Origin of the sequence: Pararhizobium sp. IMCC21322, from assembly GCF_030758295.1 — a bacterium.
Lineage (GTDB): Bacteria > Pseudomonadota > Alphaproteobacteria > Rhizobiales.
This window is the reverse complement of the sequence record NZ_CP132335.1, coordinates 176,462-198,689: the sequence shown is the minus strand read 5'-3', so window position 1 is coordinate 198,689 and position 22,228 is coordinate 176,462. Positions and strand designations below refer to the sequence as shown.

The following is a 22,228-nucleotide window of genomic DNA, read 5'->3' as shown; positions in this document are numbered from 1 at the left end:
TCAGAAACCTGTCACCATGATCTGCATCAAGTCCTAAAGGACGCGGTGCGGGCGGTCGTCATCTGCAGGTTGATGCTAGGCCCGTTCATATTTCAAATCGAGCTCCAGCACCAGCGAAGCATCCTCGGGAATTGCATCAGGCACTGTGACCAGCGGTCGTAATTCGATCTGGTCATTGCTCTGGGCAATCAAGTGGCCATGGCGCTCCGTCGCTTCGCTATCTGCTGCGCTTTTGTAGTCTCCCTCCAGGTCAACACCGCTAATCTCGCCATCCTCAGTGAACACAGTCCACACCAGAACGATGCGATCAGCCGTTGGCGCCGGGTCGCTGAGACGCTTCAAAGTTCCGGAGAAGTTTATCCTGGGTCCTGAAAGCGGTTCGAACTGGCAGGATGTACTGCGGGGCTCCGTGTTTGTTAAATGGTCTCCCGGCGCCACCGTACATGTCAGTGTGCCTGCGTTGGACAGTGCGTCCGCCTGCGACCAGGCACTGTCGGGTGTGAAGACCGCCAGGCCCAACACCGCAAACAGACTTGCTGCGAGTACCGGTCGGCTGGCCGTGGTGTCAAAAACAGCTAATTTTTCCATTATATTTGAACCTCACCATTGTTAGCTCTTCAGATAAAATGGTCTTGACGCTTTTTGGTTCCGTCAGGCTCGGTGCCTTGCCGTGGCGGATCGCACATACGGCAATAATGGAACCAACCGCGATGACGGGCATTTGTGAAGGGATGTCTCAGATTTTTCGAGACATTCGTAATTTAGCATTGGAGATGCCCATGGACGAAACAGGTGTGAAAAAACAAATCGAAGATATCGTAACTGATACAAACTTGTCAGCAGACGCGAAGATTGATCACTTGGTGAGATTGAGGGAGGATGTGCGTGCTGAAATGAGGGCGGCCACTGAGAGCGCCATGGTCAATGACAATGATGTGGGAGCGGAGCTGAAACATCTTGATCAGGCCCTGGAGGACCTTGGCCACAAGCCGGAATCCCCTGAAGACAATGGTGCCGCGACCCTGTAAATTCCGCCAGTTTGATTACCTATTGATGACATTTGGAGGAACCGGGCTGGCGATCAGCCCGGTTCCTTTCATTTTATCCTATGCCCTGGATGCGCGAAGCGTCGCTACCTGGGTCTGGCCCTTATCAGATGTAACCAACCGGTGGCACGCCCCAATAATCGTTAAGCCGTCCGCCATACGCCTTGTCATTCCAGTCAGGCTCTTTGTTGGCCGCGTAACGTGGTGCGCCTTCCAGACGATCTCGATCTATGTCGATCAGATAACCGCCCTTTTCGGCGTCGTAACGCAATTGGTCCCATGGCACCGGGTGATAATCCTCCCCGATTCCAAGGAAGCCACCGAAGGACATAACGGCGTATTGTGCTTTGCCGCTCTGTTTTGCCAGAATGATGTCATCTATCTCGCCAAGGTGCTCGCCCTTGAAATTATAGACATCAGTGCCCTTCACCTTGGAGGCAGGGATGTTATTTTCTTGGATGCTTAAATCAGACATCTTAATCTCCTCTCCGCTGTCGCGTTTCAGTACACCCAAATAACGCCTGATCCCTGTCGGTGGTTCCGCAAAATTTGAATAATTTCTGAAATCCGGAGCAAATTGCAAGGGTCACCATAAACGTCAAATCTCAAAACCGCGCAGTCCAAAGCGTGACAGACCTTGAGCCTCACGCGTGCTACCAATTGTCAGTTTGACTGGCTGGAGAAGCCTCCATATGCCACGCCCGATAAATCGGACATGTCGCGTTTCCAGCTTGTCAGATCGTCCGCGTTGAATTGTGAAAGGTGGTCATGTCCGCAAGCACGCGCCATGACCTGCATCAGTTCCACTGATGCTTCGAAAAAGTTCTTCAATTGCTGCGCGGATTTTTCCACAATCAGACGGTTGATCAGATGCGGCTTCTGCGTGGCGATGCCAACCGGGCAGTTATTGGTGTGACAAGCGCGCATGGCAATGCAGCCGATGGCCTGCATGGCTGAATTCGAGACGGCTATGGCATCCGCGCCCAGTGCCATGGCCTTGATGAAGTCAGCTGGTTTTCGCAGGCCGCCTGTGATGACAAGCGTGACATCGCTGCGGCCCGAAGCGTCCAGATGACGCCTTGCGCGGGCAAGAGCGGGAATGGTGGGAACCGAAATATTGTCGCGGAAGATGACGGGCGCTGCGCCGGTGCCACCCCCTCTGCCATCCAGGATGATGTAATCCACACCGACTTCAAGCGCGGCATCAATATCCTTCTCGATATGTTGCGCCGACAGTTTGTAGCCGATGGGTATGCCGCCTGTGCGGTCCCGCACCTCGTCGGCAAATTCCCTGATCTGGCTGACATCCGTCCAATCGGGAAAGCGCGCGGGGGAGATTGCTGCTTCGCCTTCTGCCAGACCGCGCACTTCAGCAATTTTGCCAACCACCTTATTGCCCGGAAGATGCCCGCCTGTGCCAGTTTTTGCGCCCTGTCCGCCCTTGAAGTGAAAGGCCTGAACCTTGTCCAGCTTTTCCCATTCAAATCCAAACCGACCGGACGCCAGTTCGTAGAAATAACGCGAATTTTCGGCCTGTTCTTCCGGCAGCATCCCACCTTCGCCGGAGCAAATGCCGGTGCCCGCCAACTCGGCACCGCGCGCCAATGCAACTTTTGCGGTTTCGGACAAGGCACCAAAGCTCATATCCGAGACGAAGAGCGGGATATCCAGTTTGAGCGGTTTCTGTGCGTTCGGACCAATGATGGTTTGCGTGCCCACGGGCACATCATCCAGCAATGGCGGCTTGTGCAATTGGGCTGTCAGAAGTTGAATATCATCCCAGTCGGGCAATTGGTTGCGCGGCACGCCCATGGCATCAATCTGGCCATGGTGGCCGGTCTTTGACAGGCCATTTCGGGCATAACCCTGGATCAGGCCCTTATAAGGCTCCTCCTCTGTGCCATGTGACGTATCTGCGTAAACACCCAGATAGGCGTCGCGGTCAAAGGGTTGCGGGTTCTCGAGAGCCCAGTCAGCAATTTCATCCTCATCGACCCAAATTTCGTTGTTCTCAACCCAGGATTTGAATTTGGGCAGAACCTCTGAATTTTGATACTCGGACACGCCTGAATCCAGGCGGTAATCCCAATTGTGCAGCCCGCAAATAAGGTTCTGGCCACGCACAAAGCCATCAGACATAAGCGCACCACGGTGAAGACAACGGCCGTAGAAAACCGAAATATCTTCGTCAAATCGTACGATGACCAGATCTATTCCTGCGACGAAGGCATGTTCCGGTTTGCGGTCTTCAATCTTGCCATATGTCGCAATTGATATTTTCTTCATGAGGTTTCCTGATCCCTGTTCTGAGTGTTCTTTTGAGGTGATTTTCGGCTTGTGACCAAGGCATAAAAATGCGCGCCGGGGGCGGCGCTGATGCCGTGCAACAAGGCACTGATCCAAACAGCATTGATGGCGATGTGAAGGACAGGTTCGGCCAGGCCCGTATCAATCCTGGGGATAACGAGCAGCGCAAACAAGGCCGTCGCCAACCCTCTTGGGCCAAACCAACCGAAGAAAAGCCGGGTGCTTGTCTGTGCATCGGTCCCGATCAGCGAGAGATAAATCGCCAATGGGCGAACAATAAACAGGCTGACCATGATCAGACCAAACATGGGAAGTGACAGATGCTGGAGAGCTTCCGGCATCAGGGTCAGACCCAGAAGAAAGAAGGCGGCCCATGTCAGAAGCTGACCTTCGCCTTCGGTAAATTCATAGACGAATTTACAACGCCCTTTGACCGCATGGCCAAAGGCAATGCCGGCAACAAAGGCGGCGATAAATCCGTTTCCGTCAATCGCGGTTGCCGCCATGTAGGCGGCCCCGGCCAGCGCCAGGGCTCCGATCCCTTCATAAGTGTCGGCTGTGGTATTGTGGTCTTTGGCCCAGATCAGAATTTTGCCGCCCAACAGGCCGACAGCGCATCCAACCAGCGGGCCAAATATCAACTGCTTTGCACCAAACCAGGCCCAATTGGTGCCGTCTTGGCCTGTCTCAGATATGGCAAGGCTGGCAAGCAATAATATTGCGGGCAAGGCAAGGCCGTCATTCAGTCCGCTTTCGACCGAAAGCGCGCGGCGCGCCCGACCCGGCACAGACTCATTCGTCACGACGGCCTGGCCAAGGGCTGCATCGGTTGGGGTCAGAATGGCTGCGACAAGTGCAACGGCCACAAGAGGCCAACCCGGCAGAAAGGGCCACGCTGCCAGCGTGCCGATGACAAGTGACAGCGGCAGACCGACTGCAAGCATCCGCAAGGGCCAGACGTGATGCTGGCGCAGTATTTTCAAATTGATCTGTGCCGCATCCAGAAACAGCAGGACGATCAACGCCAGTTCAGCGACCAGATGAAGCGCTTCTTCTGCACCCGCTTTGGGCATCAGCTCGGTGGTTGACAGAAAGAAGCCGAAGCCCAGAAACAGCATGGGTGCTGTGACCATGGTGTTGGCAAGACGTTTTGCCAGCATGGAATATGCAATGGTGAAGAGCGCCAGAACCAGCAGACCGATCATTGAATTGAGGCCTCCTGTTGCGCGGCTCCCGGATCGTGAATGTGAGACATCATCAGCATTTGATTATGATGGCACTGCAATGATGTTTAAGTCATTTAACTTTGACGTTACCGTTCTTTGTGACGCAGCGAACTGTCTCGTGCCAACAGTTTTGGTTCAATGCGATGTATGGTCTCATAGGTTTTGCCGGCATCTGCAGACAGAAGGTTTTGAATGACATTCGCAGCAATGCGGCCGATGTCTTCTGAACTCACATCAATGGTGGTGATCGGGGGAAGGGCCTGCTCAGACAAATCATAAGCGCCGAACCCACCAATGGCGATGTCATCGGGTATGCGCAATCCCTGACGCTGGCATTCGGTCATGGCACCAAAGGCTGACAGGTCGGACACGCACATCAGCGCCTCGATATCTGGCCATTTTTCCAGCATCAGGCGCATGGAATGTGCGCCTTCACGCATGGTGATCGGGGGGCGCTGTGCCGCGATCATGCGGGACGTGTCGAGGCCATGGGCTTCCAATGCGGCCAGAAACCCCCGTCGCCTGTCCTGGCCACGTGTGTCGCGTGACGGGTCGCCGCCAATGAAACCGATTTTGCGGTACCCTTGCGCCACAAAATGATCGACCATCAGTTTTGCAGCGTGGGCATTGGAAAAGCCGACAACCTGGCCAATGGGATTTTCGGGCAGGTCCCACATTTCAATGACCGGAACCCCGCATTTTTCCAGCATGCGTCTGCACCGATCGGTATGGGCATGGCCGGTGACAATGATGGCTTCCGGGCGGCGGCGCAGAAATTGCTCGACCAGCCGTTCTTCCTCAGCCACGTCATAATCGGTGTAACCCAGCAGAACCTGCATACTGGTTTCCTGCAGAACCTGCGTGAGGCCGCGCAATGTATCGGCAAAATTGGCGTTGTTAATAGAGGGAATGGTGACGGCTATAAAGCCTGTGCGGCGCGATGAAAGGCCAGCTGCGGTGCTGTCCAGAACATAACCCAGTTCATCGGCTGCCGCGCGTATTTTCGCGCGTGTGGCTTCGCTGACAGAGGTGTTGGGTTTCAAAGCGCGTGACACGGTCATCGGTGACACACCTGCCAGATGCGCCACATCCATCATGGTGGGTTGCTTTGGACTGTTCGACATGCGGCGATACTCAGGTTTTGGCAAATTCCAGCAAATTCTGGAAACTGTTATCGATATCATCTGATCGCATTTTGCAGCAATAGGCAAGGCACGCCGCGGCACTTATGTGTTGGTATCGCCGGTTTTCGTCGTGTCTTTTGTTGTATCTCCAGCAAAGATTTCAACGGGCATCAAAATTTTTTCCTCGGTCTTGGCACCGTAGATGCGCGCCACCAGCATGCGGGCGGCCGTTGCCCCCATCAAGGTGCGGGGCGTGACCGATGTTGTGATACGTTTTGACAGAACCTCATTTATGTTCAGGCCGTTAAAGCCGACAATGCCAATGTCGTCAGGCACCGAAAAGCCGCGCCGTTCACACTCCATTGTGCCGCCAAAGGCCATGTGATCATTCAGGAAGCAGATCACATCCGGTGTCGGTGCCGTATTGTTGAGAATTTCAATGGTGCCTTTCATCCCGCCTTCAAAGGATGCGGTATCCGCCAGTCTGGAGTTTGCATGAATGCCTGATCCGACTTCTGAAAAGGCTTTGGACAATCCGGCAACGCGATCTTCGGCGCGCGGATCCTTGTTCAGTTTCACGCCCACATAGGCCGGGCGTCTGTAACCAAGACGCACCAGATGAAGCCCCATTTCATAACCGGCCGAAAAATGATCAACGCCAATGCACATATCAATTGGCGTGTCGGTATAATCCCATATTTCCAGGGTCGGAATGCCTGAATTCCGCAAGCGTTCCTCGGTGGTTTTGCTGTGAAACACGCCGCTGAGGATCACACCTGCCGGATGCCACGCGATCATGCGTTCCACCCATTTTTCCTCAAAGCTTTCCACATAATCGGTGGTTTCGACAATCGCCTGCAGCCCGGCCTTGTTGAAGATGCCGCGCATGCCATCCAGAATCTCGGCAAAGACAGCCTCAAACAATGTGGGCATGGAAATGCCGATCAGGGTGGAGTTTGCTGCGGCCAGAGAACCGGCCACACTGCTGGGTGAATAGCTCAATTTGCGCGCAATGCGGCGAATTTCGGTTCTTTTGGCAGGTGACACGCCTTCAACGCCGCGCATGACACGGGACACCGACATGATGCTGACGCCGGCGGCACGCGCAACATCTTCAATTTTTGCAGGGCGATTTGATGGTATTCCAGCGGGCATTTCAGTGTCCATTTGACTGGTCGATCGCCCGGTCAATGTAGCAGAGATTTTACGTTAGCGCTAACGTAGTTTTTTCAGAATTCAATTGTATGCGAGATAATTTATCGGCTTTGGTATCGGTAACAATTTGTGGAAGCATGCTTGGGAGGGTGGCTTGCCGAATATCCGTTTCGAAAAGATTGAGAAGAGTTTTGGTAGTGTTCGCGTGCTGCCACCGGTCGACCTTGAACTTAGTGATGGTGAGTTCACTGTGCTCGTCGGGCCTTCAGGCTGCGGCAAGTCCACGACTCTGCGTATTCTTGCCGGGCTTGAAACGCTCAGTGGTGGCGAGATTTACTTCGATGAAAAACCGATAAGCCATCTGGAACCCAAAGAGCGCGATCTGGCCATGGTGTTTCAGGATTATGCGCTTTACCCGCACATGAACATCGCAAAGAACATGTCCTTTGCGCTGCGACTGGCGCGGGTGCCAAAATCCGAGATTGATGACAAGGTCAAGCGCGTCGCAACGATGCTGAATATTGATCATCTGCTGCAACGCAAGCCGGCCGAACTTTCAGGCGGGCAGCGCCAGAGGGTGGCCATGGGCCGTGCCCTGGTGCGCGATGCCTCGACGTTCCTGTTTGATGAGCCATTGTCCAATCTGGATGCAAAGCTGCGCGCTAAAATGCGCACCGAGCTGGCGGAAATGCGCAACACGCTCGACAAGAACATGGTCTATGTGACGCATGATCAGATTGAAGCGATGACGCTGGGCGACCGTATTGTGGTGATGTCCGAAGGCATTATTCAACAGCAGGGCACGCCGGAAGAGCTGTTCAAATCTCCGGCCAATAAATTTGTCGCCGGCTTCATTGGCAGCCCGACCATGAATTTCCTTGATGGCGAGTTGATGACTGAAAGCGGCCAGCTGACTGTCAAGGGCGATGGCTTCTCATTGCCTTTGACGGACGAGCAGTCCACGCGGCTTGCCAGCTATACCAACAAGTCAGTTTCTGTCGGTATCCGTCCATCGTCTTTCTCATCAGATGTCTCACAAGGCGCGCCCATTTCCCTGCGGATCATCGTCTCGGAATATCTGGGTGCCCAATCTGTTTTGGTAACGCGCTGTGGCGCTGCCGATGTTCTTGTGGAGTACGAAAGTTCTTCACCTGTCAAAGCGGGCGAAATCAACGAGTTTGCAATTCGCACGGACGAAATAATGCTTTTCGACCATACGTCCGGAAAGCGGCTTTGAGCCTGTTCTCAGCACTAAGGGAGGAAACATTGATGCTGAATTTCCTGAAATACACAACGGCTGCGGCAGCTGGGTTGGCTATGATGTCATCCACTGTTCTGGCAAACCCATACGAGCCTTATGAAGGCACCACCCTGGTGGTGAACTTTCCAGCCCATCCGCACTATAATGCAGTGATGAAAATTCTGCCGGAATTCACCAAGGAAACCGGTATTCGCGTTGAAGTCGATCAATTGCAGTATCTGAAAATGCGCGAGCGCCAGACCCTGGAATTGACCAAGGATGAAGGCGATTACGATCTGATCGCCTATGTGGTGTTCTCCAAAGCCGATTACGTATTTGCAGATCAGCTTGAGAACCTTGCACGCTATTTCATGAACCCGAAACTGTCTGATCCGAAGTATGATGCAGATGATCTGATTGACGGTTATGTGCAGAATATCGGCGTTGCCGGTGGCACGAAGGGTTATCTGCCCGGCAAAACCGGCTCCCTTTATGGTATTCCATTCGGATCAGAAACATCCGTTCTGGCCTATCGCAAGGATATCTTTGAAAAGCATGGCATCGCGGTTCCTGAAACCTATGACCAGCTTCTTGATGCAGCCTGCAAAATTCCAGAAGTTGAGCCAGGCGTTGGTGGCATGGCATCCCGTGCAGCCTCAGGCCATCAGGCCAGCCACGCATTCCTCCTGCATCTGGCGCCGTTGGGTGGCCGTGTGTTTGACGGTGAGTGGAACCCGATCATCAATAATGAAGCCGGTGTTGCTGCTGCAAATGCTCTGAAAACTATCGTGGATTGTGGTCCGGAAGGTGCACAGACATTCGGACCTGCTGAAGCGGCTGCTGCGTTCTCGCAGGGTCAGGCTGCCATGTTCATGGACTCGATTGCCTTTGCTGCCGGTTTTGAAGATCCTTCCAAATCCAAAGTGGCCGGTAAAGTTGGCTATGCCCTTCATCCTGAAGGCGTCCGTCGCGGCTCCCAGACAGGTGGATTTGGTATTGCCATTCCGCAGAACGCCCAGAACAAGGAAGCTGCCTTCCTGCTGATGCAGTGGCTGACTTCCAAAAAAGGTGATCTGATGGTTGCCATGGCTGGTGGAAACCCATCACGCTTCTCAACCTATGAAGATGCCGGGCTGAATGAGAAATATCCTTATTCCGCAACCTTCGGTGAAGCCCTGAAATATGCTGATCCTGACTGGCGTCCAATCATCCCAACCTGGGGCAAGATCAATGCCGATATCGGAACCTCAATGTCCAAGGTTCTGACGGAAGATCTTGATCCTCAGGAAGCTCTGGATGGTGTTGCCGAGCGTGCCCGGGCCATCATGGACGAGGCCGGCTACTACACCTGGAACTGATCTCCCAGGATTAGAACTCGATAACCGGGACGGGGCACATTCAGCCCCGTTCCGGACCCCCGAAACACTGTTCTCACTCCAGGGAAACGCAGGCGCTCATCATGCAAATGGCAAATGTCAATCGGTTGACCCCGTATATGTTTCTGGCTCCGGCTGTTGTGATCCTTGTTATCGCGCTGCTCTATCCCATTGGCTACATGATTTATGCCAGTTTTCTGGACTGGAACCCAAGCCAGCGCATTGGCGAAGCTGAGTTTGTCGGCCTGCGGAACTACATCAACCTTCTGGGCGATGAGAGCTTTCGTGAGAGTCTTTCCGTTACCCTGAAATTTGCCGGAATTGTTGTCTTTCTGGAAATGCTTGTCGGCGTTGGTCTGGCGCTGTTGCTGGACCGCAATATCAGAGGCATGTCGGCGCTGCGCACGCTGTTTATTCTGCCGATGATGATCGCTCCCATCGTTGTCGGTCTGATGTGGCGCTACATGTATCACCCGACTGTTGGTATTTTTAACCGCACGCTGAAATCGCTGGGCTTTGAGTCGGTTCCCTGGCTGTCGGATGGCAGCTGGGCCTTTGCTTCGGTGATCATTGCCGATGTGTGGCAGTGGACGCCTTTCATCTTTATTCTGTCGCTGGCGGCCTTGCAGTCGCTGCCGCAATCTGCGCTGGAGGCATCCCGTATTGACGGGGCGACCGGCTGGCAGCAGATTTGGCATATCAAACTGCCACTGATGATGCCGGTTTTGATTGTGACCTGTCTTCTGCGCCTGATTGATGCCTTCAAGGTTCTGGAAGTTGTGCTGGTGCTGACCAATGGCGGACCGGGGCTGTCGACCGAAATTCTGTCCTTGCGCATATCGCGCACAGCGTCGGAATTCCGCGAACTTGGCGAAGCTGCGGCGATGTCCAACTATTTGCTGATCGTCCTGCTGCTGCTGACGCTGGCGATGTTCTTCTACAACAAGGTTTCTGAAATGCGCACGGCACGATTGCGGGCTGCAGCTGAGGGAGATGACTGATGGCTGACAAGGTTTACGATAAACAAAACCCGGCCTTTTACGCGCTGATTGTTGCACTGGTCATCATGTCGGTCGGACCCATCTTGATGATGCTGATGACCTCGTTGAAGCTGAATGTGGACATTATGTCTGACACGACCAGCTTGATTTTCATGCCGACGCTGCGCAACTACGAAACCGCGCTGTGCGACATGTTGTGGTACGCGCCGGAGCATGTGGAATATTGCGATCCGACCTTTGGTCGTGCGCTGATGAACTCTCTGACGATTGCCATTGTGTCCACTGCACTGACATTGGTGATTGGCTGTATGGCGGCCTACGCAATTGTGCGGTTCCGCTTTATGGGCCGGGATACGGTGTCGTTGACCACGCTGGTCATGCGCATGGTGCCGCCGGCAGTTCTGCTGGTGCCGGTGTTTGGAATCTGGACCTTCCAGTTCCAGATTGACGGCACAAAAGCGGGCATCATTCTGGTCTATGTCGCCATGAACCTGCCCTTTGTGATCTGGATTTTGCAAAGCTTCATCATTCAGGTGCCTATCCAGCTTGAAGAAGCTGCCCGGATGGATGGTGCCGGACCTTTCCAGGTGTTCTTTCTGGTGGTGCTGCCGATCATCAAACCTGGTTTGGCAGCCGCCTCGATTTTCACCTTCCGAATTGCCTGGAACGAGTTTTTGCTGGCTAACGCGCTGGCGGATCGTAATTCACGCACAGTACCCGTAACCATCGTGAACTCTCTGACCGAATATGACATTGACTGGGGTGTGATCATGGCAACCGGCATGCTGCTGGCTGTGCCGCCGATCATCTTCACCTTTGTCGCCTCACGGCAGATCATTACCGGTATGACAGCAGGCGCTGTTAAAGGCTGATGCATGATTGAATGGCTGTTATTACCAATTGATCCATCGCGATTGCACGAAGTTGGTTTTAACGTTGCATGGCATGGACGCCTGATGGTTTTGGCCTGGGCATTTCTGCTGCCCATCGGCATTATCATTGCCCGCTTTTTCAAAATTATGCCGCGGCAGGATTGGCCACGGGAAATAGATAATCTGGCGTGGTGGCGCTCGCATCTTTATCTGCAGATTTCCGGTGGGGTGGTGGTGCTTGTCGCGCTGTTGCTGATCCTCACCAATCCGGGCCGCGTCTTTCAAATTCATCCGCATGCGGTTCTTGGCTGGACTGTTGTGGTGTTATGCCTGCTTCAGTTCATTGCCGGGATTTATCGTGGCACCAAGGGTGGGCCAACCGAGATCGGCGCTGACGGGTCCATGCACGGCGATCATTATGACATGACCAAGCGGCGTCGCATATTCGAGTATGTCCACAAATCAGCTGGCTATGGCGCGATTTTGCTCTCAATCGGGACTATTTTTACCGGGCTTTGGGACAGCAATGCACCGCGCTGGATGTGGATCTGTATTGCGTTGTGGTGGTGTGTTCTGGCGGTTGTGTTTATCCGCCTGCAAGCCAAGGGCCGAACCATCGATACCTATCAGGCGATCTGGGGCCCGGACCCTGTCCATCCCGGCAATCGCATGAAGCCGATTGGTCCGGGAATTCGTCGGCTGAACGAGGAAGCCGACGAATAGAGTAATGTGCGTCAGGCCGTTAGCGGATGTGCGTTGGCTGCCATGACATGGTGATGGATGCGTCCGTCGAAATAGAGTTCCACCATTTCACCGGTCACTTCGCGTGATTTGAAACGGGCGTCACAGGCCAGTGCTTTTTCCATACCGGCCGTGTCTTCGTAGCTTATGGCAAGGATTAGCGGGAATTCCGGTGCGCCTTCATCGCGGTCTTCGCCGAACATGACCCGGACTTCCACTGCGCCGTCGAACTGCGTCCATATCGGCACCAGTTTTTCATTCACAAATTTTCTGAAGGCGGGTGTCTGGCCTTCTTTCACGGTTCCTTCGAACAATGCGTATCGGGTTATCACGGGCATATTCCTTGTTTGTATGAGTTGTTGAATGAAAGGGGTTTGCCCGTTGGGCCGCACGCTATGCGGCAGGACCTTCAAAATACTTCATCAGAACGGCATTGTCGGCTTCGCCAAGGCCAGCTGCGACCAGAACACGGTGAATTTCCGCGCAGACCGCAGTCAATGGCATGGAAGTGCCGGTGATCCGGGCCAGGTCCTGCACACCGTTCAAATCTTTCACCATATTGTTGATGTTGCCGGTCGGCGTATAATCCTTGCGTGCAAATTTGGCCATGAATTCCTGCAAAATGGCGCTGTCGGCACGGCCACCGGCAATGGCTTTTGGAATCTGGGTCGCATCAACCCCGGCATCCAGGGCCAGTTGGGTTGCTTCTGCCACGGCCACAAAATTCAACGCGCACAGAACCTGGTTGATCAACTTTGTGGTCTGGCCTGCGCCGCTTGGCCCCATCAGGGTGTAATTGGCGCAGAGATGATCCATCACAATTTTTGAGCGTTCAAAGGCGTCTTTCTGACCACCAACCATCACCGCCAATTGTCCGATGGCTGCTTTGGGCGCGCCGCCAGACAGCGGGCAATCCAGCCATTCCAGCTTGTGCTCTGCCGCCTCGGTAGCCAGGGCCTTGGTGGATTCAGGATCAATGGATGACATGTCAATGATCAGCGTGCCGGGCTTCGCGCCTGCTGCAACACCGTCTTTGCCAAAGACGGCAGCGCGCACAATGTTTGGCGAATTAAGGCTGAGAATGACGAAGTCTGATGCTTCTGCCGCAGCAGCTGCAGAGGCCGGTGCTGTTGCGCCTTTGGAGACCAGAGCCGCAACCTTGTCCTTATCCAGATCAAACACCGCCAGTTGGTTTCCTGTTTCCAGCAGGCGTGTGCCGATGGCGCTGCCCATAACGCCGGCACCGATGAGTGCAACCTTGTTTGACATTCTATTCCCTTTCGTGGCCGCTGCTTTGCAGCGCGGCAATTGCGTTGGCGACAATGGTGTCCACTGGCGCGTCAATATCTATGGTGACAGCATCCTCATCCAGGGCTGGCAGCTCCAGGGTTGCAAATTGACTGTCCAGAAGGGTGACCGGCATGAAGTGGCCGGTGCGGGCACCCATGCGGTTTCGGATCAATTCGCGGCTACCGGACAGGTGGACGAAGGTGGTACGTTCACCCGCTGCCGCTGTAATGTGGTCACGATAGGCGCGTTTCAGCGCCGAGCAGCCGCCAATGATGATGCCTTCACGTTGTTGCATCTCTTTGGCAAAGCGCTCCAGCCACGGCCACCGATCTTCATCGGTGAGCGGTTCGCCCCGGCTCATTTTTTCCACATTGGCCTGCGGATGATAGGTGTCGCCATCCAGATAAAGGCCACCCAGCTTCTCGGCCAGGGCTTCACCAATGGATGATTTGCCGGAGCCGGCAACGCCCATTACGACGAACAGGCGTGCTTTGACTGATTTGTTGTCGGACATGGATTGATCAGAGTGAGGCAGTGATGCCTCCATCGACATAAAGCGTGTGGCCATTGACGAAGGAAGATGCTGCAGAGCTCAGGAAAATACAGGCCCCGACCAATTCGTCCACATTGCCCCAGCGCCCGGCTGGTGTGCGCTTTTCCAGCCACGCGCTGAAGTCTGGATCGGCCACCAGAGCTGCGTTCAGCGGGGTGTCAAAATAGCCCGGCGCAATGGCGTTGACCTGCATGCCATATTGCGCCCAGTCCGTGGCCATGCCTTTGGTGAGATTGCCGACAGCGCCCTTTGTTGCCGTATAAGGGGCAATGCCAGGCCGTGCCAGCATGGTCTGCACCGATGCAATGTTGATGATTTTACCAGCATTGCGTTTGATCATGTGGTTGGCAACGGCCTGTCCGACATTGAATACGGTGGAAATATTGGTGCTCAGCAGCTTTTCAAAAACCTCTGGCGGAAAATCTTCCAGCGGCGTGCGGTGTTGCATGCCTGCATTGTTGATGAGGATGTCGATGGGCCCGGTTTCAGCTTCAAATCCGTCCACGGCTGTTTTGGCAGCGCGATGATCGGTGGCATCAAAGGCCAGTTGGTGAACTTTCGGGCCAATGGAGGACAGCTCAGCAGCGGCGCTGGCAATTTTCGTTTTGTCACGGCCATTGATAATGATGGCAGCTCCGGCTTCCGCCAGACCTTTTGCCAGCGCAAATCCAATTCCTTGCGACGATCCGGTTACCAGCGCAGTGCGCCCGGTCAGGTCAAAAAGCTTCGTTCCAATTGTCACACCAAGGGTCCTTTTTCATCTCGACAGGAGTTCACACTTCTGTATATGTTATCGATAACATCTTCAAGGGTAACTTTGCGGAAAATGCGTTTCTCTGTGAAATGCTTTAGGGTCTGAACTCAAATACGAGTTTAAACCCCCGTCCAGTCAGGAAAGTCATACATCATGCGTGCCATCGTTATTCACAAAGCCAAGGATCTGCGTGTCGAAGAGCGTGCGGAAGCGAGCCCCAAGGCGGGGCAAGTTGCCATTACACTGGCGACGGGCGGTATCTGCGGTTCCGATCTGCACTATTACAATCATGGTGGCTTCGGGCCGATCACCATCAAGGAGCCGATGATACTGGGTCATGAAGTCTCCGGCTATATCCGCGCTCTGGGCGACGGGGTGGAGGGGCTTGAAATTGGCGATCTGGTTGCGATTTCCCCATCACGTCCGTGCGGAAGCTGCAAATATTGTGCAGAAGGAAAGCGCAATCATTGTCTCAATATGCGGTTTTACGGGTCAGCAATGCCGTTCCCGCATATTCAGGGTGCCTTTCAGGAAAGCCTGATTGCAGATGCCAGCCAATGTGTGAAAGCCAATGGCCTGACGGCAGGTGAGGCTGCTGTCTCCGAGCCTTTGTCGGTGACACTTCATGCGGTACGGCGCGTGGGGGAAATGCTGGGCAAGAAGGTTCTGATTACCGGAAGCGGGCCCATTGGAACACTTTGCATTCTGGCCGCGCGTGCCGCTGGTGCTGCCGAAATTGTGGTGACCGATCTGTCAGATCAGCCTCTTGCTTATGCCACGAAAGTTGGTGCGGACCGGACCATCAATGTGGTGACAGCGCCGGATGCTCTGGAAGCCTACCAGCCGGATAAGGGTTATTTTGATGTGCTGTTTGAATGTTCAGGCGCGGCTCCTGCGCTGGCTGCCGGCATGGCGGTCATGCGTCCGCGCGGCGTGGTGATGCAGCTTGGAATGAGCGGTAATATGACTTTGCCGATGTTGTTGCTGACCGCCAAGGAACTGGATTTGCGCGGTTCATTCCGCTTCCACGAGGAATTCCCCACGGCTGTGCAATTGATGCAAAGCGGACAGATTGATGTAAAACCACTGATTTCCCACACATTTGGCATTGATGATGCGGTGGAAGCTTTTGACGTGGCGACCGATCGTGGTCAATCCATGAAGACGCAAATTCAGTTTTCTGCAAGCGCCTAGGCTTGCGGAAACGTATCAGCGCCAATTGCGGAAAGGGCCGCGTTGGCAACGTCAATATCCTGTTCGCCGGTTCCCGAGCCTACGCCAATGCCGCCCAGAAGATCATCGCCGATTTTGATCGGCAGTCCGCCCGGTAATCCTGTGACGCTTCCGCCGGTTGCCGCAGCAATGCCGGGGCGGAAATCGGCAGGAATATTTGCGCTGGGTGCGCCGATGGACGCAGCTGTCTGGGCTTTCGCAAAGGCGCTTTTTCGGCTGAGAAATTTGGCACCGGTCATTCTGACTTCCGCAATCAGCTCGCCGCTGACATCGACCACAACAATACATTGTGGCTGCCCAATCCGGTCCGCCTCGGCTATGGCGGCGCTCAGCATTGCCATGGCGCCCTGATGGGTCAGTTGGGTTTTGGCGGCGGTGAAACTCATGCTAAGGCTCCTTGCAGAAACGAATGGATATGATATCGATAACATATTTGTCGTGAATTGATACAAAAAGGGTAGGCTTGAATGGCATTTTTTGAGGTTCTGGATAAATCCTTCGGCAGTTATGTACTTGGAAATGCGCCGGTCAAGCAAATTGCCACCGGGTTTGACTGGGTTGAAGGACCGGTCTGGTTTGGCGATGCCAATTGCCTGCTGTTTTCGGATATTCCCAACAACCGGATCATGCGCTGGATACCCGGGCTTGGCACAAGCATTTATCGCGAACCTTCCAATTATGCCAATGGGCATACGCGGGATCGTCAGGGGCGATTGATTTCCTGCGAACATGGCACGCGGCGCGTCACGCGCACAGCGGCTGATGGCTCGGTCACTGTGATTGCCGACAGTTTTGAGGGCAAGCGGCTGAATTCGCCCAATGATGTTGTTGTGAAATCCGATGGGACCATCTGGTTCACCGATCCGCATTACGGCATCAAGACCAATTATGAAGGGTTCAAATCCGAGCAGGAACTGCCCTGTCAGGTTTACCGCGTTGATCCGTCCAAGGGCACAATTGATGTGGTGCTGACCGATTTTTCTGGTCCCAACGGACTTGCCTTTTCACCCAATGAAGACAAGCTTTATGTGGCTGATACGGGCGCGATCTTTGACGAGGATGCAGAGCGACATATCCGTGTGTTTGATGTGGATGCAGATAATCGTCTGAGTGGCGGTGCTGTGTTTCACCAAATCAGCGAAGGGTTTGCAGATGGGTTTCGGCTGGATAGTGACGGCAATCTTTGGTCGTCCGCCGCCGATGGTGTGCATTGCATCAAGCCATCGGGTGATTTGATCGGCAAGGTTCTGGTTCCTGAACTGGTGTCGAATGTGTGCTTTGGCGGGCGGTCAAAACATCAGTTGTTTATTACCGCTTCGACGAGTGTCTATATGATCAGCCTGAACCGGCAAGGGGTGCAGTGGCCGTAAGGGCACCAAAGCATTGCTAAACTATGCTGTTGCGCCTGGAACGAGCCGGGTGGGAACCACCACAACATCCTGACAGGGCTCATCGCGCAGACGCGCGACCAGCATTTCCGCTGCCTGTTTTCCAACGCCCTGTGTGGACACCATGGTGGTGGTGAGACGTTGCGGCAGGATTGAAGCGGCTTCCATGCCGCCCCAGCCGGCAATGGCCAACTGGCCGGGCACATCTATGTTGCGCGCCTGGCAGAAAAACAGGCCACCGATCGCCATTTCATCGTCCTGATAGTAAATGCCGTCAAGATTGGTTTCCCGGCTCAACAAATTTTCCGTACCGTAATATCCGGCATAAAAGCTGGATTTATCGTGGAGCAGTTCCGAGGCAACCAGCGGATGACCGGCAGACGAGAGCGCCTTTTGGAAACCGTCAGAGCGGATTGATCCCATAGTGGTGGTGGTGGGCTGAATACCGACATAACCAAGCCGCCGTCGCCCGCGACCAATCAGAAACTGGCCCATTTCATGGCCGCAATCAAAGTGGTTGAAGCCGACCGACACATCCAGCGGGCTGGTGTTGAGATCCCAGATTTCAACAACCGGTATTGAGGTGGCCTTGAGCAGTTCCAGCGTGGAAGAGGAGTGATTTCTGCCGGACAGAATAACACCGGCAGGCCGCCAGGACAGCAGACCGCGCAGCCATTTTTCCTCCACATCGGGCAATTCGTCATTGACCCCGATCATGGTCTGATAGCCGAAGCGGAAAAGGGTGCGATCGATGCTTTCCAGAACCTCGCCATAAAGGCGACTGGTCACGCGTGGCACGCAAACACCAACCAATGTTGACGCAGCTTCCGATCCAAACGTGGCAGCCAAGCGGTTTGGCACATAACCAAGCCGGTCAATCTCGCGCATGACGCGTTCACGGGTTTCCTCGGAAAACCCACCACTGTCACGCAGTATGCGGGACACTGTCATTTTGGAAACGCCAGCTGCATCTGCAATTTGTGCAAGATTGGCACCTAGTTTTCGGGCTGTTTTTGGTGTCTTTTTCGACATTGGTTCCAAGCTGTTTTAAGGGTTACGTTACCGATAACATTTTCCGCTTGACTCTGGAAGCACCGTGATGAAAGTTACAGTAGGTTACCGGTAACGTATGTCAAGAATTACTGGAACTCACCGGGAGGAAGTTGCGATATGAGACCGGATAGCGGGCTCTTTTTTGATCGTATCGAAAAATCGTTTGGCGGCACGCAAGCGCTGGGCGGTGTGTCCATGCATGTGGACCGTGGTGAGATTGTCGCGCTTCTCGGCGAGAACGGTGCAGGTAAATCCACGCTCATCAAAGTCCTTGGCGGCATTCACAAACCAGACAGTGGACGCGTGCTGATTGACGGTGCTGACTATGCCCATGCGCCAGGCCGCATCAATGAAAAACAAGCGGTTGCTTTTATCCATCAGGATCTGGGTCTGATCGAGTGGATGAGTGTTGCGGAAAACATTGCGCTGGCCATCGGCTATTCGCGAAAATTCGGATTGATTGACTGGAACAAGGCCGAGGCGACAGCGGCTGCCGCGCTGAAACTGGTGGATTGTGATTTTGATCCTTCTGCCCGGGTGTCCAGTCTGAGCCGGACAGAAAAATCGCTGGTCGCGATTGCACGCGCTTTGGCTGTTGAGTGTGATTTTCTGGTGCTGGATGAGCCGACAGCCAGTCTTCCAGCTGATGAAGTTGAACGCCTGTTTGCAGCATTGCGCCCCTTGCGCCAGAAAGGTGTGGGCATGATTTACGTCTCACACCGGCTGGATGAGGTGTTTCGCATTGCCGACCGTGTGTCTGTGCTGCGCGATGGTAATTTGGTGGGTGTGCGTGATGTTGCCCATACCACGCCGGAAGAGCTTGTCAGTCTGATCGTCGGCCGCAAAACCCGCGAAATTTCAAAACCCGTCATTCAGACCGGCGGTGAAATCCTGACCGTGAAGGGTCTGACCACAGTCAATGTAGGTCCGGTTGATTTATCCGTTCGCAATGGTGAACTGCTTGGCATTGTCGGTTTGCGCGGGGCAGGGCATGAGGATGTTGGCCGCAGTCTGTTTGGCGTGATCGAACATCAGGGCGAGATTATTCTGGACGGTCAAACGCCTGATCTGTCGTCACCGCGCAGCGCAATGGAAAGCGGTTTTGGCTTTGTGGCGCGCGACCGTGTTGTGGAATCCATCGCGCCGGTTCTGAGCATTCGGGAAAACGCTTTTATCAATCCAGCGGCCACGGGCCGCACGCCGCTCAGCCTCCTTTTGCCGTCAAAAGAAGCTGTACAGGCCAAAGCGTTGGGAGAGCTTGTCGGGCTCAGCCCGAATGATCCCACCCTTGCCATTGAAGCCCTGTCCGGGGGCAATCAGCAAAAAGTTGTGGTCGGTCGCTGGCTTGGCACCAACCGGAAATTTCTCATAGCAGAAGATCCGACAGCGGGCGTTGATGTGGGCGCGAAGGCCGAGATCTATAATCTTTTGTACAATGCGCTGGCCTCCGGCATGGGCGTTCTTGTTGTGTCGACCGACTTTGAAGAAGTCGCTGCCATCTGCCACCGCGCCATTGTATTCAGCCGGGGTCAAATTGTGAGCGAATTATCCGGTGTTGAATTATCCACCGAATCCCTGATCCAGGCCGCATCAACCGGCGAGACCGGCGCGGCCACTAGCGGAGAGACCGACCATGCAGTCCATTAAATCAAATGCGCTGGAGCCAACCAAAGCGGAACTGGCAGGCCAGTCCCTGTTCACACGTCTGATCCGCCTGGCTCCGGTTTACGGGCTGGTAATTTTGATGTTCGGGTTGATTATCCTGTTCTCCGTATTGCTGCCGAATACGTTTCCGACCCTTCTCAATTTGCGCGCTATTGTTTCAGACAAATCGATCATTGCTCTGCTCAGTCTGGCTGCGATGATACCAATGGTGGCGGGGCGCATCGATCTGACCGTCGGGTATGGCATTGTGCTGTGGCACATTCTGGCGATCTCACTGCAGACACTCTATGGCATTCCATGGCCGATGGCCGTCATCATTGTACTGCTGCTGGGTGCGGCTGTTGGTTTTCTCAATGGTCTGCTTGTGGAAGTCGCCAAGATTGATGCGTTCATTGCAACCCTTGGCACCGGTACTGTGCTGTATGCGCTGGCGCTTTGGCATACGGGTGGACGCCAGGTTGTGGGCGTGTTGCCGGAGGGGTTTTATGCCCTGAATGGCACCTTTGTCTTCGGCCTGCCGATCACCGGCTATTATGTTCTGGCGATCACCTTGGCGATGTGGCTGATCCTGGAATACACGCCCATTGGCCGGTATCTGTATTCCATTGGCGCCAATCCGCGCGCCGCCGAACTGAATGGAATTCCCACACGTAAATTTGTTGTCGGGGCCTTTGTGACCTCAGGCGTTCTGGCCGCACTGGCCGGTGTTTTGCTGGCTTCAAAATTGCGCATTGGTCAGGCCAGCGTTGGCCTTGAATATCTCCTGCCTGCACTGGTGGGGGCGTTTCTGGGCTCAACCACAATCAAACCGGGACGGGTGAATGTCTGGGGCACCATAGTGGGCGTTACAATTCTGGCCGTTGGCATTTCCGGCATTCAACAAATTGGTGGCTCGTTCTGGGTGGAACCGATGTTCAACGGGGTCACCTTGCTGGTGGCGATTGGCATCGCCGGTTACGCCCAGCGCCGCAAGGGTGCGGCTAAAAAATAGATTTTGGCCGTGTGCGCGCGGCCATAAATAAAGCAGCCCGTTGGGCTGCAGACATCAGATGCGCTGGGAGGCGGATCTATATCACAGGCGTCCGCGTGGACCCCTGATTATCCTGGAGGAAATTATGCTGAGAAGATCATTTATTGCCGGTCTGCTGATGCTGGGCGTTGCCGTACCAGCCCATGCGGACAAGGTTTCGGATGCCATGGACATGGTCAAACGCCATGCCGGGCAAAAACTGGAATGGGACGGACCAACCACCGGTCCCAAAGCTGCTGAAGGCAAAACCATTGTGGTACTGGCAGGCGATTTGAAAAATGGCGGCATTCTGGGCACCACAAACGGTGTTGAAGAAGCCGCTGCCGCCATTGGCTGGACAGTCCGGGTGCTTGATGGTGCTGGTACTGTTTCTGGCCGTACCGCATCCTTCGGTCAGGCCATGGCGCTACAGCCGGACGGTATTATCATCAACGGGTTTGACTCTGTTGAGCAACAGGTTGGCATGGATGCCGCCAAGGCCGCCGGTATACCGCTGGTCAGCTGGCATTCCTCACCTGTCATCGGTCCCAATCCTGATATTGGCGTCTTCGTCAATGTTTCCACTGATGCAATGGAAGTTTCTGCAGCTTCTGCGCAATGGGCGTTTGCAGATGCCGGTGGCAAGCCGGGTGTGATCATCTTCACCGATTCCACCTACGCCATTGCCATTGCCAAAGCGGATCGTATCAAGGAAACCATTGAAGAGCTGGGTGGTACAGTTCTGGAATATGTCGATACACCGATTGCTGAAACCTCCAACCGCATGCCAACTCTGACCACTGCTCTGTTGCAGCGTTATGGTGACAAATGGACTCACAGCCTTGCCATCAATGACATCTATTTTGATTTCATGAGCCCGGCTCTTGCCGCGGCTGGCATCAAGGGTGACGGTCAGCCGAAACAGGTTGCTGCCGGTGATGGATCTGAAAGTGCTTATCAGCGCATTCGCGCCAACCAGTATCAGTCAGTCACCGTTGCCGAGCCGCTTAATCTGCAGGGCTGGCAGTTGGTTGATGAGCTGAACCGCGCCATGCAGGGTGCAGAATGGTCCGGCTACACATCCCCATTGCATGTGGTGACCAGCGAAAACATTGCCTTTGATGGTGGCGACAAAAACAGTTTTGACCCGGGCAATGGTTATCGCGACGAATACAAGAAAATCTGGGGCAAATAA

At 54.3% G+C, this 22,228-nt stretch carries 23 protein-coding genes; 11 read left to right on the top strand and 12 right to left on the bottom strand.

Translation table 11 applies throughout. From position 1 onward, the window contains the following. Nucleotides 1–75 precede the first annotated feature (75 nt). The gene (locus tag RAL91_RS01045) at nucleotides 76–588 is read right to left on the bottom strand and encodes a DUF992 domain-containing protein (RefSeq protein ID WP_306259128.1); all 513 of its coding nucleotides are present in this window, start codon (nucleotides 586–588) and stop codon (nucleotides 76–78) included. Nucleotides 589–779: 191 nt separating this feature from the next. Between RAL91_RS01045 and RAL91_RS01040 the strand changes: the two genes are divergently transcribed. Continuing rightward, a complete protein-coding gene (locus RAL91_RS01040) occupies nucleotides 780–1,028 on the top strand; it encodes a hypothetical protein (protein WP_306259127.1) in 249 nt (82 codons plus the stop codon). Nucleotides 1,029–1,152: 124 nt separating this feature from the next. Here RAL91_RS01040 and RAL91_RS01035 read toward each other — a convergent pair whose 3' ends face one another. The 5 genes from RAL91_RS01035 to RAL91_RS01015 all read right to left on the bottom strand — a co-directional run bounded on the left by RAL91_RS01035 (nucleotide 1,153) and on the right by RAL91_RS01015 (nucleotide 6,858). Then, nucleotides 1,153–1,521, bottom strand: a complete 369-nt coding sequence (locus tag RAL91_RS01035) for a PRC-barrel domain-containing protein (RefSeq protein ID WP_306259126.1) — start codon at nucleotides 1,519–1,521, stop codon at nucleotides 1,153–1,155. A gap of 188 nt (nucleotides 1,522–1,709) precedes the next feature. Continuing rightward, complete coding sequence (locus tag RAL91_RS01030) at nucleotides 1,710–3,332, bottom strand: glutamate synthase-related protein (protein ID WP_306259125.1); 1,623 nt, start codon at nucleotides 3,330–3,332, stop codon at nucleotides 1,710–1,712. Continuing rightward, on the bottom strand, nucleotides 3,329–4,558 hold the full coding sequence (locus tag RAL91_RS01025; RefSeq protein WP_306259124.1) for a sodium:proton antiporter: 1,230 nt from the start codon (nucleotides 4,556–4,558) through the stop codon (nucleotides 3,329–3,331). The genes RAL91_RS01030 and RAL91_RS01025 overlap by 4 nt, the downstream gene beginning before the upstream one ends. Before the next feature lie 107 nt (nucleotides 4,559–4,665). Beyond that, nucleotides 4,666–5,703: a LacI family DNA-binding transcriptional regulator gene (locus RAL91_RS01020; RefSeq protein WP_306259123.1), complete on the bottom strand. Its 1,038-nt coding sequence runs from the start codon at nucleotides 5,701–5,703 to the stop codon at nucleotides 4,666–4,668. Between the two features lie 102 nt (nucleotides 5,704–5,805). Continuing rightward, complete coding sequence (locus RAL91_RS01015; RefSeq protein ID WP_306259122.1) at nucleotides 5,806–6,858, bottom strand: LacI family DNA-binding transcriptional regulator; 1,053 nt, start codon at nucleotides 6,856–6,858, stop codon at nucleotides 5,806–5,808. A gap of 154 nt (nucleotides 6,859–7,012) precedes the next feature. Between RAL91_RS01015 and RAL91_RS01010 the strand changes: the two genes are divergently transcribed. From RAL91_RS01010 to RAL91_RS00990, 5 genes are all read left to right on the top strand, one after another. After that, nucleotides 7,013–8,095 (top strand): ABC transporter ATP-binding protein, encoded by a 1,083-nt coding sequence (locus RAL91_RS01010; RefSeq protein WP_306259121.1) that lies wholly within the window; start codon nucleotides 7,013–7,015, stop codon nucleotides 8,093–8,095. 32 nt (nucleotides 8,096–8,127) lie between these two features. Then, nucleotides 8,128–9,456 (top strand): extracellular solute-binding protein, encoded by a 1,329-nt coding sequence (locus tag RAL91_RS01005; protein ID WP_306259120.1) that lies wholly within the window; start codon nucleotides 8,128–8,130, stop codon nucleotides 9,454–9,456. 101 nt (nucleotides 9,457–9,557) lie between these two features. After that, entirely contained in the window at nucleotides 9,558–10,475 is a 918-nt protein-coding gene (locus RAL91_RS01000) for a carbohydrate ABC transporter permease (RefSeq protein WP_306259119.1), read from the top strand. Then, nucleotides 10,475–11,347 (top strand): carbohydrate ABC transporter permease, encoded by an 873-nt coding sequence (locus RAL91_RS00995; RefSeq protein WP_306259118.1) that lies wholly within the window; start codon nucleotides 10,475–10,477, stop codon nucleotides 11,345–11,347. The genes RAL91_RS01000 and RAL91_RS00995 overlap by 1 nt, the downstream gene beginning before the upstream one ends. 3 nt (nucleotides 11,348–11,350) lie before the next feature. Further along, nucleotides 11,351–12,070, top strand: coding sequence for a cytochrome b561 domain-containing protein (locus RAL91_RS00990; protein ID WP_306259117.1), 720 nt, complete (start codon nucleotides 11,351–11,353; stop codon nucleotides 12,068–12,070). Between the two features lie 11 nt (nucleotides 12,071–12,081). Here RAL91_RS00990 and RAL91_RS00985 read toward each other — a convergent pair whose 3' ends face one another. From RAL91_RS00985 to RAL91_RS00970, 4 genes are all read right to left on the bottom strand, one after another. Beyond that, nucleotides 12,082–12,420, bottom strand: coding sequence for a hypothetical protein (locus tag RAL91_RS00985; protein ID WP_306259116.1), 339 nt, complete (start codon nucleotides 12,418–12,420; stop codon nucleotides 12,082–12,084). Nucleotides 12,421–12,481: 61 nt separating this feature from the next. Next, complete coding sequence (locus tag RAL91_RS00980; RefSeq protein ID WP_306259115.1) at nucleotides 12,482–13,357, bottom strand: NAD(P)-dependent oxidoreductase; 876 nt, start codon at nucleotides 13,355–13,357, stop codon at nucleotides 12,482–12,484. A gap of 1 nt (nucleotide 13,358) precedes the next feature. Next, nucleotides 13,359–13,892: a gluconokinase gene (locus RAL91_RS00975; RefSeq protein ID WP_306259114.1), complete on the bottom strand. Its 534-nt coding sequence runs from the start codon at nucleotides 13,890–13,892 to the stop codon at nucleotides 13,359–13,361. Nucleotides 13,893–13,899: 7 nt separating this feature from the next. After that, nucleotides 13,900–14,667, bottom strand: coding sequence for an SDR family oxidoreductase (locus RAL91_RS00970; RefSeq protein ID WP_306263118.1), 768 nt, complete (start codon nucleotides 14,665–14,667; stop codon nucleotides 13,900–13,902). 171 nt (nucleotides 14,668–14,838) lie between these two features. On the opposite strand from RAL91_RS00970, the gene RAL91_RS00965 reads away from it, so the two are divergent. Continuing rightward, nucleotides 14,839–15,879 (top strand): L-idonate 5-dehydrogenase, encoded by a 1,041-nt coding sequence (locus tag RAL91_RS00965; protein WP_306259113.1) that lies wholly within the window; start codon nucleotides 14,839–14,841, stop codon nucleotides 15,877–15,879. Here the strand turns inward: RAL91_RS00965 and RAL91_RS00960 are convergent. Then, nucleotides 15,876–16,304 (bottom strand): heme-binding protein, encoded by a 429-nt coding sequence (locus tag RAL91_RS00960; RefSeq protein WP_306259112.1) that lies wholly within the window; start codon nucleotides 16,302–16,304, stop codon nucleotides 15,876–15,878. The two genes, RAL91_RS00965 and RAL91_RS00960, sit on opposite strands and share 4 nt — an antisense overlap. Nucleotides 16,305–16,385: 81 nt before the next feature. Between RAL91_RS00960 and RAL91_RS00955 the strand changes: the two genes are divergently transcribed. Then, the gene (locus RAL91_RS00955; protein ID WP_306259111.1) at nucleotides 16,386–17,288 is read left to right on the top strand and encodes an SMP-30/gluconolactonase/LRE family protein; all 903 of its coding nucleotides are present in this window, start codon (nucleotides 16,386–16,388) and stop codon (nucleotides 17,286–17,288) included. Nucleotides 17,289–17,309: 21 nt separating this feature from the next. Here the strand turns inward: RAL91_RS00955 and RAL91_RS00950 are convergent, their stop codons facing one another. Continuing rightward, nucleotides 17,310–18,338, bottom strand: coding sequence for a LacI family DNA-binding transcriptional regulator (locus RAL91_RS00950; protein WP_306259110.1), 1,029 nt, complete (start codon nucleotides 18,336–18,338; stop codon nucleotides 17,310–17,312). Between the two features lie 138 nt (nucleotides 18,339–18,476). Between RAL91_RS00950 and RAL91_RS00945 the strand changes: the two genes are divergently transcribed. The 3 genes from RAL91_RS00945 to RAL91_RS00935 all read left to right on the top strand — a co-directional run bounded on the left by RAL91_RS00945 (nucleotide 18,477) and on the right by RAL91_RS00935 (nucleotide 22,228). After that, entirely contained in the window at nucleotides 18,477–20,006 is a 1,530-nt protein-coding gene (locus tag RAL91_RS00945; protein ID WP_306259109.1) for a sugar ABC transporter ATP-binding protein, read from the top strand. After that, a complete protein-coding gene (locus tag RAL91_RS00940; RefSeq protein ID WP_306259108.1) occupies nucleotides 19,993–21,015 on the top strand; it encodes an ABC transporter permease in 1,023 nt (340 codons plus the stop codon). The genes RAL91_RS00945 and RAL91_RS00940 overlap by 14 nt, the downstream gene beginning before the upstream one ends. A gap of 124 nt (nucleotides 21,016–21,139) precedes the next feature. Next, the gene (locus tag RAL91_RS00935; protein ID WP_306259107.1) at nucleotides 21,140–22,228 is read left to right on the top strand and encodes a substrate-binding domain-containing protein; all 1,089 of its coding nucleotides are present in this window, start codon (nucleotides 21,140–21,142) and stop codon (nucleotides 22,226–22,228) included.